At 63.0% G+C, this 12,832-nt stretch carries 11 protein-coding genes; 6 read left to right on the top strand and 5 right to left on the bottom strand.

The window, feature by feature from the left end:
• The first annotated feature begins 65 nt into the window (after positions 1-65).
• Together LRQ04_RS15530 and LRQ04_RS15525 are read left to right on the top strand one after the other, a co-directional pair.
• A complete protein-coding gene (locus tag LRQ04_RS15530) occupies positions 66-2,957 on the top strand; it encodes an exo-alpha-sialidase (RefSeq protein ID WP_235521414.1) in 2,892 nt (963 codons plus the stop codon).
• 355 nt (positions 2,958-3,312) lie between these two features.
• Positions 3,313-6,393 (top strand): S8 family peptidase, encoded by a 3,081-nt coding sequence (locus tag LRQ04_RS15525; protein ID WP_235521413.1) that lies wholly within the window; start codon positions 3,313-3,315, stop codon positions 6,391-6,393.
• Positions 6,394-6,488: 95 nt separating this feature from the next.
• Here the strand turns inward: LRQ04_RS15525 and LRQ04_RS15520 are convergent, their stop codons facing one another.
• Positions 6,489-7,361: a helix-turn-helix transcriptional regulator gene (locus LRQ04_RS15520; protein ID WP_235521249.1), complete on the bottom strand. Its 873-nt coding sequence runs from the start codon at positions 7,359-7,361 to the stop codon at positions 6,489-6,491.
• A 231-nt stretch (positions 7,362-7,592) separates the two neighbouring features.
• Here LRQ04_RS15520 and LRQ04_RS15515 point away from each other — a divergent pair, with 231 nt between their 5' ends.
• A complete protein-coding gene (locus LRQ04_RS15515) occupies positions 7,593-8,981 on the top strand; it encodes an MFS transporter (protein ID WP_235521412.1) in 1,389 nt (462 codons plus the stop codon).
• Between the two features lie 99 nt (positions 8,982-9,080).
• Here LRQ04_RS15515 and LRQ04_RS15510 read toward each other — a convergent pair whose 3' ends face one another.
• From LRQ04_RS15510 to LRQ04_RS15495, 4 genes are all read right to left on the bottom strand, one after another.
• Positions 9,081-9,485, bottom strand: coding sequence for a serine protease inhibitor (locus tag LRQ04_RS15510; RefSeq protein WP_235521247.1), 405 nt, complete (start codon positions 9,483-9,485; stop codon positions 9,081-9,083).
• A gap of 29 nt (positions 9,486-9,514) precedes the next feature.
• Positions 9,515-10,453 (bottom strand): 3-methyladenine DNA glycosylase, encoded by a 939-nt coding sequence (locus tag LRQ04_RS15505; protein ID WP_235521244.1) that lies wholly within the window; start codon positions 10,451-10,453, stop codon positions 9,515-9,517.
• The gene (locus LRQ04_RS15500; protein WP_235521243.1) at positions 10,440-10,979 is read right to left on the bottom strand and encodes an SSI family serine proteinase inhibitor; all 540 of its coding nucleotides are present in this window, start codon (positions 10,977-10,979) and stop codon (positions 10,440-10,442) included. Before LRQ04_RS15500 ends, LRQ04_RS15505 begins: the two co-directional genes overlap by 14 nt.
• Positions 10,980-11,072: 93 nt before the next feature.
• Positions 11,073-11,534: a MarR family winged helix-turn-helix transcriptional regulator gene (locus tag LRQ04_RS15495; protein WP_235521240.1), complete on the bottom strand. Its 462-nt coding sequence runs from the start codon at positions 11,532-11,534 to the stop codon at positions 11,073-11,075.
• A 96-nt stretch (positions 11,535-11,630) separates the two neighbouring features.
• Here LRQ04_RS15495 and LRQ04_RS15490 point away from each other — a divergent pair, with 96 nt between their 5' ends.
• The 3 genes from LRQ04_RS15490 (at position 11,631) to LRQ04_RS15480 (ending at position 12,675) form a co-directional block, all read left to right on the top strand.
• Complete coding sequence (locus LRQ04_RS15490; protein ID WP_235521238.1) at positions 11,631-11,855, top strand: hypothetical protein; 225 nt, start codon at positions 11,631-11,633, stop codon at positions 11,853-11,855.
• 101 nt (positions 11,856-11,956) lie between these two features.
• Positions 11,957-12,190: a hypothetical protein gene (locus tag LRQ04_RS15485; RefSeq protein WP_235521411.1), complete on the top strand. Its 234-nt coding sequence runs from the start codon at positions 11,957-11,959 to the stop codon at positions 12,188-12,190.
• Positions 12,191-12,291: 101 nt separating this feature from the next.
• Entirely contained in the window at positions 12,292-12,675 is a 384-nt protein-coding gene (locus tag LRQ04_RS15480) for a lipopolysaccharide assembly LapA domain-containing protein (RefSeq protein ID WP_235521236.1), read from the top strand.
• Positions 12,676-12,832: the final 157 nt, after the last annotated feature.

Raw genomic sequence — 12,832 nt, 5'->3', positions numbered from 1 at the left:
TAGCATCCACTCGAAAGGACCTCGATTTGAGATCACCATCGCCCGCCCATATCGCAGTTACCGGCATGCTGAGCCTGGGCCTTCTGGCCGGGCTGGCCCTGCCCGCCACCGCCGCACCCATCCCACCCGTCAACCCCACAGCCTCCCCAGGCATCTTCGCCGAGGCCAACCTCGGCGCGGACCGCACGGCCGCCAACTTCTTCTACCGGATCCCAGCCCTGACATACCTCGGTAACAACGTGGTGCTCGCGGCATGGGACGGACGTCCGGGCTCAGCCGCAGATGCCCCCAACCCGAACTCGATCGTGCAGCGCCGCAGCACTGACGGCGGCCAGACCTGGGGACCGGTCACGGTCATCGCGGCCGGGCATGTGGGCGATGCCAGCGGCCCCAAATTCGGATACAGCGACCCCTCGTATGTCTACGACGCCGAGGCGGGGAAGGTCTTCGCTTTCTTCGTGTACTCCAAGGACCAGGGCTTCGGCGGCAGCCAGTTCGGCAATGACGACGCCGACCGGACGGTGATCTCTTCGGCCGTCATCGAATCCTCCGACGGCGGCGTCAGCTGGAGCCAACCGCGGCTCATCACCAACGTCACCAAGCCCGGAACCAGCAAGACCAGCCCCGTGGCAGGCGACATCCGTTCCAACTTTGCGTCCTCCGGCGAGGGCATCCAACTCAAGTACGGCCCCTACAAAGGCCGCCTGATCCAGCAGTACGCCGGTGATGTCCGCCAGTCTGACGGCACCAACAAAATCCAGGCCTACTCGGTCTACTCCGATGACCATGGTGCTACGTGGAAGAAGGGTTCCAACGTCGGGGACCGGATGGATGAGAACAAAACGGTTGAACTCTCCGACGGCCGTGTTCTGCTGAACTCCCGCGACAACGCCAACCAGGGGTACCGCAAGGTGGCCATCTCCACTGACGGCGGCGCCACCTATGGTCCGGTCACGCAGGATACCGAGCTCCCGGATCCCGCCAACAATGGCTCCATATCAAGGATGTTCCCTGATGCTGCCCAAGGCTCTGCCGACGCCAAAAAGCTGATCTTCACCAACGCGAACTCCAAGACCGGCCGCGAAAATGTCTCGGCCCGGGTCTCTTGCGACGACGGCGCCACCTGGCCGGGCGTCCGCACCATCCGTTCCGGATTCTCGGCTTACTCCACTGTCACCCGGATGGCCGCGGGTACGTTCGGAGTCCTCTACGAAGGCAACTACACCGACAACATGCCCTTCGCCACGTTCGACGACGCTTGGCTGAACTACGCCTGCGCCCCGCTGGCAGTACCTGCGGTGACCACAGCGGCCGGCGCCACCCAGCAGGTGCCCGTGACGGTCACCAACCAGGAAGCCACCACGCTGTCCGGAGGCACGGCTACGGTGTACACACCCAGCGGTTGGTCAGCCACCACAGTGAGTGTTCCTTCCCTGCAACCGGGGGCATCAGTCACCGTCAGCGTAGCCCTCACCGCGCCCGCCAATGCGAGCGGCCCGCAGAACCTGAATGCTGCATTCACGACGGCGGATGGCCGGGTTTCGCAGTTCACCTTCACCGCCACGGTGCCGGTGGCCCCGCAAGTCGGCCTGGCCATCACCGGAACGGCGCCGACACGCGACGTCGCCGCCAGCCCATACCAGGTGGGCGATGTCCTCAGCTACTCGCTCAACGTCAAGAGCACCGCCAATGTCACAGCCAACGCGGTGCCGGTATCCGGAACCTTCGACTCCGGGTTCCTGCCGCCGTCGGCCCCTAACTGCCGCTACAACAACCTGGCTGCGGGCGCGAGCTACAACTGCACCACTGCCAAACACGTCATTACGGCAGCAGACGTTGAGCGGGGCTTCTTCGTGCCGGAAGCCAGCTTCAGCATCGCCGCAAGTTCAACGCCGTCCCTTACCGGGACTGTTCCATTCACCGGCGCTGCTGTCGCCTTGCGCGATGGACTGTTAACGGCAGACATCAGCGGGGCGCGTGCCGACGTCGGGCGTGACCTAGCCACGCAGCCATACGCTGCAGGTGACCTGGTTCCCTATACGTTCTCAGTGAAGAACACCAGTCCGCTGGTTGAGAAGGTAGTTCCGACTGCCGGTAACTTCAGCCCGTTCCTTCCGGAAGGGCCGGGCAACTGCCGCTACAGTGTCCTGCCGGCCGGGCAGAGCTACCAATGCGCCACCCCAAGGCACACCGTGACCGCTGAAGAAGCCGAACAGGGATTCTTCGTTCCGAAGACCACCTGGGAGGTCAGTTCCGCAGGCCAAAGCACCGAAACCTTCACGGTGGATGGCGGCGAAGTGGACCTTACGGTTCGTGACCCCAAGCTTGAAGCAACGGTCTCCGCCGCGTGGGAGGACGCGGATGGTGACAGGTTTGCCAGTGCCGGCGATCCCGTTACGTACACCTACACTGTGGGCAACGCGGGCAATGTCGCCGTGACCGGATTGGAAGCACCCGACGCAGGTATCTCGGCAGCTGCGCTCGCAGCCGGTTCCAGCGTGACAGCCACCCGCGAGCACGTACTGCCAGCAGCGGACATTGCCGGCGGGAGATTGGCCGCTGCGTCTTTTGAGGTGAAGGCAATGAATGGTTCCCGTGAGGTTGTCGCCGGAGCTGAAGGCGATGCGCTGGTTCTGGCTGTGCAGCCTGCGCAACCCAGCACAGAGCCGGCTCTGACCGTCCAGGATCTGGGGACGCCGCCTACGGATCTTGGGACCGCGGACAAGTACCGCACGGGTCAAAAGGTGGTACTGAAGGGCCTCGAGTACGGAGAGTGGTACTACGTGTACCTGAATAAGACGGGTTATCGTCTGGGGTGGATTTTCCCCACCACTGACAACACCGTGGAATTCATCCTTCCCCCGGACGTCAAGAACGGACGGGACGATGTTGTGGTCCTGGACAAAGACGGTATCCGGGTTTCGTTTGACCGCCTGCAGGTGACGCCGAAGGGCTAGCCTCACCGGCTGGAGATCCGCGACGGACCGGAGGTTGAATCCTGCGGTCCGTCGTTGGTCGTTCCATGACGAATCGCCCATGTTGTGACAAGACAAATTTCCTTAAATGTGCTGTATATCATATTCGTCTCTCACTAGGTACTCTGTGACTCGACTGGTTGCGCGTGTTTGACAAGAACTGTCAAAGGTTCAACCAACTCATAGGTGACCGGCCCCGGCGATGAAACCCGGGCCTCTTCAGTGAAAGGTGCAACCACACGTGAAACCACAAGGAAAGAGCTCCGCCAGAAGCGGGAGCCTCCGGAAGGCCGCGGCACTCGCCGTCGGACTGCCGTTGCTGCTCTCGTCGGTGGCGATGCCGGCCCAGGCCGCTCCCGCCCCGGAGGCGCCCGGGAATGTTGCAGACGTGGCCAAGAAGAACCTTGACCCCAGTGCCTACAAGGACGGCCGCTACATGGTGGTCCTCGCCGAAAAGCCTGCGGCGACTTACGACGGCGGCACGCCGGGCCTTGCGCCCACTAAACCGGAGGAAGGCAAAAAGCTCGACGCCGACAGCGCAGAGGTGAAGGAATACCAATCCCACCTCCAGCAGAAGCAGCAGGAAGTCGCCAAGCAGGAAAATGTGAACATCAAGCGGGAGTTCACCACTGCCGTCAATGGTTTCAGCGCGGACCTCACCGCCGATCAGGCCATCAATCTTGCCAAGGACCCCAAAGTCCTCATGGTTGCACCAGACACGCAGTACGCACCGGACTACTCAACCAGCGACTTCCTCAAGCTCAGCGGCCCCAACGGAACCTGGGCCACCCAGTACGGCGGGCAGGAAAACGCAGGTAAGGGAACCGTCGTTGGTGTCATTGACACCGGCTACACCCCGTCCAACCCCTTCTTCGCCGGGGAGCCCGTAGGCCCGCTGGTAGGCAACCCCCAGGTAGGCGTTCCCTACCGCACCGCCGACGGCAAGATCGCCATGCTCAAGGCCGACGGTGACACATTCGTCGGTGAATGCCAGCCCGGAACAGGTACGGGCGCTGACTACGATGGCAGCGCCTGTAACTCCAAGGTCCTCAGCACCCACTACTTCGCAGACGCCTTCCTTGACACCGTGGCACCGGAAAACCGGGCCCCGGAAGAAGTCATCTCCGCAGTGGACGTCGACAGCCACGGAACCCACACGGCCAGCACCGCGGCGGGCAACGCCAACGTCGACGCCGTAGTGGACGGCCGCAGCTTTGGAACCACCAGTGGGATCGCACCTGCCGCCAAACTCTCCATTTATAAGGTCTGCTGGGAAGACACTGATCCCGCTACGGGCGGTTGCTACGGCTCCGCTTCCGTGGACGCGATCGAGCAAGCCATCCTGGACGGCGTGGATGTCCTGAACTACTCCATTTCCGGTTCCACCACTACCACCACGGATCCTGTCTCGCTGGCGTTCCTGTCAGCAGCGTCGGCAGGTATTTTCGTGGCTACCTCGGCCGGCAACTCCGGCCCGACGGCCAGCACGGTGAACCACGGAGCCCCGTGGCTGACCACTGTTGCCGCCACCTCGTTTTCCCAGGAACTGCAAGGCACGGTCCAATTCTCCGACGGCAGCAAATTCCGCGGAGCGAGCATCATGAACCGTGAGGTGACCGGGGCCGGCGTCGTGCTTTCCACCAACGCCGCAAGCGGTCAAGGTAACGCTGCGCTCTGCGCTCCCGGTTCCCTGGACCCGGCTAAGGTCGCCGGCAAGGTTGTGGTCTGTGACCGCGGCGTAGTTGACCGGACCGCCAAGAGCGCAGAAGTACTGCGCGGCGGTGGCGTGGGCATGATCCTGGTGAACCTGACTGACTCCTCGTTGGACACCGACAAGCACGTGATCCCCACGGTCCACGTGAACCCGCCGGCCACCCAGGCCATCAAGGACAAGGTCACGGCCAATCCGGCCATTACCGTGTCCCTGTTGAACCGCGATACCACGGGCCTGCCTGCCGAAGCGCAGCCGCAGATTGCCGGCTTCTCGTCGCGCGGTCCGTTGCTTGCCACGGACTCGGACCTGCTGAAGCCTGACGTGTCAGCACCCGGCGTCGCCATCCTCGCCGGTGTTTCTCCCATCGGAACCGGAGGCGACAACTTCGGCTTCCTGTCCGGAACGTCCATGGCCTCACCGCACGTAGCCGGTTTCGGTGCGCTGATTTTGGGCAAGAACCCGCAGTGGTCTCCGGCCACCGTGAAGTCTGCCATGATGACCACCGCTGGTCCGGTAAAGCTCGCCAACGGCGCCATCAACAAGGACGTCTTCGCCACCGGTGCCGGACAGGTCGATCCGGCAAAGGTCCTCTCGCCAGGCCTTGTCTACGACGCCACCACAGAGGATTACCTCAAGTTCATCCAGGGAACGGGCATGGACCTGGGCATGGAAGGGCTCGGCACCACAGCGCCACGGGACATGAACGTTCCTTCCTTCGCCCTCGGTAACCTCGCAGGCAAAATCGAGGTCACCCGTACGGTGACCGCGCTGACACCGGGCCTCTACCGTGCCTCGGTCAACGTGCCGGGCGTCAACGTCAAGGTCACTCCGTCTGTGCTGAACTTCGGTGCACCGGGCGAGAAGAAGACCTTCAAGGTCCAGTTCGAGAACAACAACGCAGCCCTCGGCAAGTTCGCCATGGGTTCGCTCAGCTGGACGGGTGCCAACAAGACCGTCACCTCGCCGATCGCGGTCCGGCCACAGTCCGTCATCGCGGACAAGGCGCTGGCGTTCACAGGAACGGGTCCCAACGGCTCGGGATCGATCAACATCACCTCCGGCACGAACCTCCCGGTGGGTGTGACCATTGATGGACTGTCCAAGGCCGATTCCTCGGCAGTGGAACTGGTTCCCGGCCCGTTCGCCGGTGAGACCAACGCATCCAACTTCGTGAAGAAGGTGACCGTTGGTGAGGGCAGCGCCCTGGCCAAGTTCTCGGTCATCTCCTCCAACGACGCCGCGGACTTCGACATGCTGGTGCTGACACCGTCGGGCCAGCAGCTGCCGGCAGCGACAGCCTCCGCCAGTGAGACACTGTCCGTTCCCAACCCCGCGCCGGGCGACTACTACGTCTTCGCCAACCTTTACGCGAGCCCCAACAACCAGGCCACCAAGGCCACCGTTGATGCCGCCGTGCTGGGAGCGAACCAGGGCAACGCCACCGTGACGCCTAACCCGATCCGTCTCGCCAACGGCAAGACGGGCCAGATTTCGCTGAACTGGAAGAACCTGGAGCCGGGCTCCTACATTGGCCGCCTGACCTTCGCCGGAACCAGCGAACCAAGCTTCGTCACCGTCCTGGTCAACCCGGGCGGAACCGTGGTGGTTCCTGACGATGAGGACCCGAAGAAGGACAAGAAGGACAAGAAGAACCACGGCAAGATCCGTGGAGACGAGCCGGCACAGAGCAATAACGCAAGCTAGTCCGGCTTGATCCAATAAGCACAGTGGCCGGTGGGATTTCCCACCGGCCACTGTGCTGAGGTCCTATGCTCCAGCTGTCGCAACTCGTTGGTAGTTCACGAGGTCCAAGCGGGTTCCACCACGTTGACATCGCTGGACTCCAATAATTGCAGGGCCTCGGCCGCAGGCGTGCCGGGGTCAGCGGTATACATCAGGATCCGGTGTCCCGATTCGTCGGGAGGGGTCAGGACCTCGAAGTTGAGCTCAATGTCGCCGACCTCGGGGTGATGCATGTACTTCAGTCCGGACATGCAGTTCTCAACGGGGTGGCGTGCCCACAGTTTGGCGAACTCGTCGCTGTTCATGGTCAACTCGCCAACCAACGATGCGAGTTCCGCGTCATCAGCCGCGCGGCCCGCGACCAGTCGCAGCGAGGACACTGCACGTGTAGCCTCTTCGGCCCATCGGCTGTAAAGCTCCCGGGTGTGGCGGTCCAGGAACAAGAGCCGCGTCATGTTGGGCCTCGTTGACGGCGTCTCCGGCGCGGCGAAATCCAAGTGGCCAGCCACAAGCCTGTGACCGATCCGGTTCCACGCGAGCACTTCGCTGCGGCGCCCCAGGACGACGGCGGGTGTGTTGGACATCGACTGGATGAGGCGCAACATGCCGGGCCTTACCTTCTCTGGCTTGGTCAGGGTGCGCCTTTTGGTGGTCCCTGGCCGGGCGAGATTGAAAAGGTGCGCACGCTCGTCGGTGTTCAGGTTAAGAGCCCGGGCGATTGCATCGATGACCGCTTCGGAGGCGTTGTTGCTGAGGCCTTGCTCCAAGCGTGTGTAATACGTATTGCTGACGCCGGCCAGCATGGCCAGCTCTTCCCTGCGGAGGCCGGGTACACGGCGGATGCCGTAATTCAGAAGGCCAACGTCCTCTGGCTGTAAGGCAGCTCTTCGGACGCGAAGGAACTCCCCAAGTTCACTTGGATTACTCATGGGCCCATTCTGCCGGTCTTGCGCAGCAATGTCCTGTCACTGCCAGGGGTAGGCAGAAGGGGGTGTGGTTGATCCCTGGGCATTCCGTGAATGTGGAGTTGTGAAGATGCCGTCCGCGGACGGCGACCCCTCCAAAGAAGGAACACCCCCATGACCACGCAACCGGATGTCACCACAGGACCCCGCGTTCCACCCTTGATGGAAACCGAGGCGCCTGCCTCCTCGGGACGGATGAATGGCCGCCAACGGCTGGCACTCATCGTCCTGCTCGCGGCGGGCTTTACCCTCGCCGTCGACTTCTCGATCCTCAACGTCGCGCTCCCGGCCATCGGTGCCGACGTCGGATTCAGCCTGGAGAACCTCCAGTGGATCGCGACGGCGTTCGCACTGTGCGCCGCCGGGTTGACCCTCTTGTTCGGGCGCGTCGCGGACATCGCGGGCCGCCGCAGGATGTTCATCATCGGCATGGCACTGCTGGGTGCAGCCTCGCTCGCCGGCGGCCTTGCTGCAGACCCCGCACTGTTGCTCATCGCCCGCGTCGGCCAGGGCATCGCGACGGCCATCGTCGTTCCAGCCGCCCTGTCCTTGCTGTTGGCGTCCTTCCCTGAAGGCCCCTTGCGAGACAAAGCCCTGGGCCTGAACGGTTCCCTGATGGCTGCCGGGTTCACCACGGGGGCAATCCTCGGCGGCCTGCTGACTGACCTGCTCAGCTGGCGCTGGGCGTTCTTCATCAACGTTCCCGTGGCCATCGCGGTGCTCATCATTGCGCGCATTGTCCTCGCCGAGAGCAAGCCCACCACCAAGTTGCGGCTTGACGTACCGGGTGCCATCACGGTGACACTCGGCCTTCTGGCCCTGGTGTTCGGTCTGACGAACGCCGCAGAACACTCCTGGGCTGATCCGCTCACGTTGGGCAGCCTCGCAGCCGCTGTGGTCTTGTTCGTTGCTTTCGTGGCCGTCGAGCGGAAAGCCGCCTCGCCCTTGGTACCACTGGAAATCCTCAAGCGTTCCACGGTCGCGTGGGGAAACATTGCGGGCATCCTTGCCTTCGTCACCGAAACGTCCTTGGTGTTCTTGCTGACGCTGTACCTGCAGCAGGTCCTCGGCTACACCCCGCTCGGTGCCGGCCTGGCCTTCGCTGTCCTGGGTCTCGGAACGGTGTTGGGTGGTGTCCTTGGCCCCAAGGTCATCGGGAAAATCGGCAACAAGAAGGCAATCGTCTACGGATTCATCGTCCAGGCAATTGCCACTGGTTCCCTGGTCCTGCTCAGCGCCGCCCCGGCGTCCATCGCCCTGCTGCTGGTTGCCACGTTTATTGGGGGCGTGGCAAACCTCGTGGTTATCGTCGGATTCATGGTCACCGCAACGTCCGGCCTGCCTGACGCCGAGCAAGGCCTTGCCACCGGGTTGGCGACCATGAGCCAGCAGGTCGGCATCACCATGGGTATCCCGATCATGAGCGCGATCTTTACCGCACAGATCCTCGCCATCGGGAACAACGATGCCCCGGCCGTGCTCAGCGGCGTCACCACGGCCATCTGGGTGAATGCGGCCCTGTGCCTGCTCACAGCGCTGGTGGTGGGGTTGTTCCTCCGCAAGCCGGCGCCTGCCGTTAGCTAAGGCAGCACACCCTAGCTGAGGCGGCATACGCCGCCGCCAGGTCCCAGCCAGTCCAGCGACATCATCACTGGACTGGCTGGGCCTGTTGGGCAGCCCAATCTACACTGCGCCGCTTGAGCCTCCCGTATTGCCCAGCAACGCCGCCAACGCTTTCCAACGGGCGATCTCGCAGCCGTCGGTCCTGCTGAAGTGGCTGTGGACTTTCCGTCCGCGGAACCAGCCTTTAACAACGGCAACCTGCGGGCCACCGTATTGCTGGGTGCAGATCCTGTCCGGGCGTGGTTCGGGGAAGAAGATTTCCTCCCCGAACTGCTCGACGGCGGCAAGCGCCGCAGGCGCGTCCGGGAGGTTCGAATCCATTGACGTCGGATCGGGTGAGAGGACGCCGCCCGCGGACCGGAGGTGGAACGTCCTTTCCTCAGCGCCCGGTGCCTCTGTCAACGTCACTGTCAGCTCGACGTCGTACTCGCTTGTGGCTGTGTCAACGGTGTTATCGGAAACCATGGTGACCTTTCGCTTGTGGCGTCGGGTGCTCAGGCGGCGAGCCCGCTCAGCTCGTCCAAGAGCGGTCCTACTGCCTGGAGCACGCGGGTCCGCAGCTCCTGGGATTCGGCCGCGAAAGCCCGCTGGTATTCAACGTACTCGGCCTTGCCCTGCGGTGTCTCAATCCTGATGGGTGGGTAGCCCCATTCTTCGAGATCGTACGGTGAGGCCTGCATGTCCATGGCCCGGATCCGCCACGACAACTCGAAGCAGTCCATCACCAGCTCACTCGGCAGCGCGGGCGCCAGCTTGTAAGCCCACTTGTAAAGGTCCATGTTGGCGTGCAGGCAGCCCGGCTGTTCCATGCTCCGCTGGTTCTCGCGCGTGGGTGTGAGCTCGTTCAAGGGCAGGGCGTCCGGGGTGTAGAAACGGAAGGCATCGAAGTGGGAGCAACGGATCCTGTTCTGTTCCACCACGGTGTCCGTGCCCTGGCCACCCAACCTCAGTTTCAGGTATTCATGCCGCAGCTCGAACTTCTCCTGCCGGTAGACCATGGCCCATTCGTGCAGTCCAAAACAGCCGAATTGTGCCGGGCGCTTTGCGGTTCCGGCAAGGATGATTCCCGCGAACCGGACTGCCTCTGCGCGGTCGGCCAGGAAACTGCCGCGGTCAAAGGTGACCGCAGGGGTTCCCGCGGGCAGGCCCGCTGCGGCGAGTTCGCCGTCGTCGGCTGTCCGGTAGAACTTCCAGTTGGCGCGCTCCAAGGCACGATCGCCACTGAGCAGCACTGCCTGGCCGGGATGCCAGCGCAGCAACTGTCCCGGTTTTTGGGTGTAATACGTGAAGAGGAAGTCTTCCACGGGGTGTTTCTTCCCCGCCGAACGCCGGGCCAGGTACGGGTCGGCGTAGCGCGCCACCCGGGCATGATGGGTTGCCTCCAGCCCGAGCCATTGCTCCTGGGGGAGGTGCCGCAGGTTAGGCGCCGCCATCTGAACCGAGAATACTCTTGGCGGCGTCCCACATGGCGATCTGGCAACCGTCCGTGCGGCTGAAGGCGGCCGTCACTTCCTTGCCGTTCACGGCGCCGGTCACCTTGGCTATTGCCGGGCCGCCGTACTGCATGGTGCAGGCCTGGTCGGTCCGGGGTGGGGCGGGGCTGAGGATGGCGGGGTTGTTCTTGAGCGTGGCGCAGGCTTCAGCGGGGGAGGGGTGCTTGCTTTCGGCTGCGGGCTTCCCATCGGCGCAAACAAGGGTGAAGGTCTTCGGTGCGGCTTCCGGTGTTTCCATGAGCGTGATGGACAGTTCGGCGGTGCCGCTGCTGCTGCTTGTCGGAGCGCTGCTTGTCGGAGCGCCGCTTGCGGGGCTGCTGCTTGCAGGAGCGGACGACGACGGTGCCTGGGTTGCGCTTCCCGTGGAACCCGGCGTGGGGGCGCCTGAGCATGCCACAAGGCCGGCAACGGTCAACACGGTCAGTGCCGGTACCGTCAGTAGGGGGCGAACAAATCGCATGCGCATGGGATCTCCTGGGTTTGCGTCCATTTTACGTGGCACCTGTGGTGTTTTACGCCGGTGTTCACTCCCAAGCAGAGCACCGCCGCCCGTCCTTGGCTAGGGGGTGCGTTGGGTAGTGGCTATCAACCCGATCATGGCCTGATGGAGCTCCGCCACCTCTTCACGGCTCAGTTGCAGGCGCTCGCGGATCTGCCCCGGGACCGCCGTCGCCTGTTCACGCAGGGCGGCGCCCTTCGGCGTCAAATTGATGGCCAAGGCGCGTTCGTTGCCGGCCACGCGCTCGCGGGTGATGAGCTCGGCGTCTTCGAGCCTCTTCAGCAAGGGGGAGAGGGTGGCGGGCTCGTGGAGGAGGCTGTCGCTGATGTCCTTGAGTGTCCGGGGGCTTCGTTCCCAGAGGGCCAGCATCACCAGGTACTGGGGGTGGGTGAGTCCCAGCTTCTCCAGGACAGGTTTATAGATGCCGACGACGCTCCGGGAAGCCACAGTCAATGCGAAGCACAGTTGACGCTCCAGAAGGAGGTCATCGGTTTCCTCCGTGGTCTCGCTGACGCTGGTCATGTCTTTCCTTTCCGACAGCCTGCGGATTAGTTAGTGCACTAATGATTAGCGTACTATGAAGGTGTTGAACCGTCTAAAAAGAGGAGTCGATCAACCGTGGCAAAGGAATCCCTGACCCGGAAGTTCATGCGCGCCACCGGGAAGTTCCGGATCATTTTCGGACCGGCGCAGAGCAGTTCCCTTGACCACGAGATGACCGAGGCCAACCGGCAGCTGCTCGCCCAGCGCCAGGCTGAGACCCAGCAGTGGGAAACCCTCCGCCGCCCCGACGGCAGCACCTATGTAGTGCCCCGCAACCCGGACGACAAGTCCCTGCGCTAAGCCCTCTCGCATGGGGTGATCCGGGCGTAAAATTGGCTCACTGAACGGCACCGCATCAGCCCTGCCGCGCTTCTCTCTCCTGTGGAAAGGGGGTGGAGATGATGGGACGCAGATTGGAAGGTTTCCAACACGTCACGGAGCGGCTGCAATACGTCTTTGGTCCGGCGACGCACGGCGACACTGACAGCCCCGTTGTGCACAAGCATGATGACTTCGAGACGGCTTCGGAGGAAGACCTGAAGAACTTCGACGTCGAGACCGATTCCGAGGGGCACCACTACGCTGTCCGCAACAACGATCCAGGTCCAACCAGTACCGACTACTCAATGAAGTAGGCGCTGGCTCGCCCCATTTTCGTTACGCCCCCTGTCCACAAATAAGTAAGCATGCTTATGATGCTTACGAACGACAGCAGCCGACGGGTAGGGGTCCAGCCATGAGGTTCCAGGATGATGCCGCAAGAACTCCCACCGGATCCGAGCCGGGGGAGCCAGTCACCGTGCCGCCAGCAGAGCGTGCGGTCCAGCCTCCGGCGCCAGGGCGGAACCGCCCTACGCGCACCGCTGCGCTATGGGTCGCGGTGGCAGTTGGACTGGTGGTCCTTGTGATGTTGATTGTCTTCTTTGTCCAAAACCAGGACATGATCACCGTCCGGTTCTTTGGACTTGAAGGAACCCTGGCATTGGGCACCACATTGTTCATTGCGGCGGTCGGTGGAGGTGTCCTCGTGGCCTTGGCGGGCGGAGCCCGGATCCTTCAGCTCAGGCTAAGCAACCATCGGCGCCAGAAGACCGTCGGCAGGGCAGGAATGCCACAGTAGCGAGGCCTTAAGTGCGGAAGGACCGGAGCATTGAACTGCTCCCCGAAAGTTGGACTGAAAATTCAGTTCTGACTTACGGGGAGCAGTTTGATGTTTAAGAGCAGTTCATTGTCCGAGGAACAGCGTGCGGCCGCGGTGGTGTTGTTCGGACGCGGTT

It is taken from the genome of Paenarthrobacter sp. AR 02, assembly GCF_021538675.1.
GTDB lineage: Bacteria > Actinomycetota > Actinomycetes > Actinomycetales > Micrococcaceae > Arthrobacter.
The sequence above is the reverse complement of the archived record's forward strand: the minus strand, read 5'-3'. Positions and strand labels throughout refer to the sequence as shown.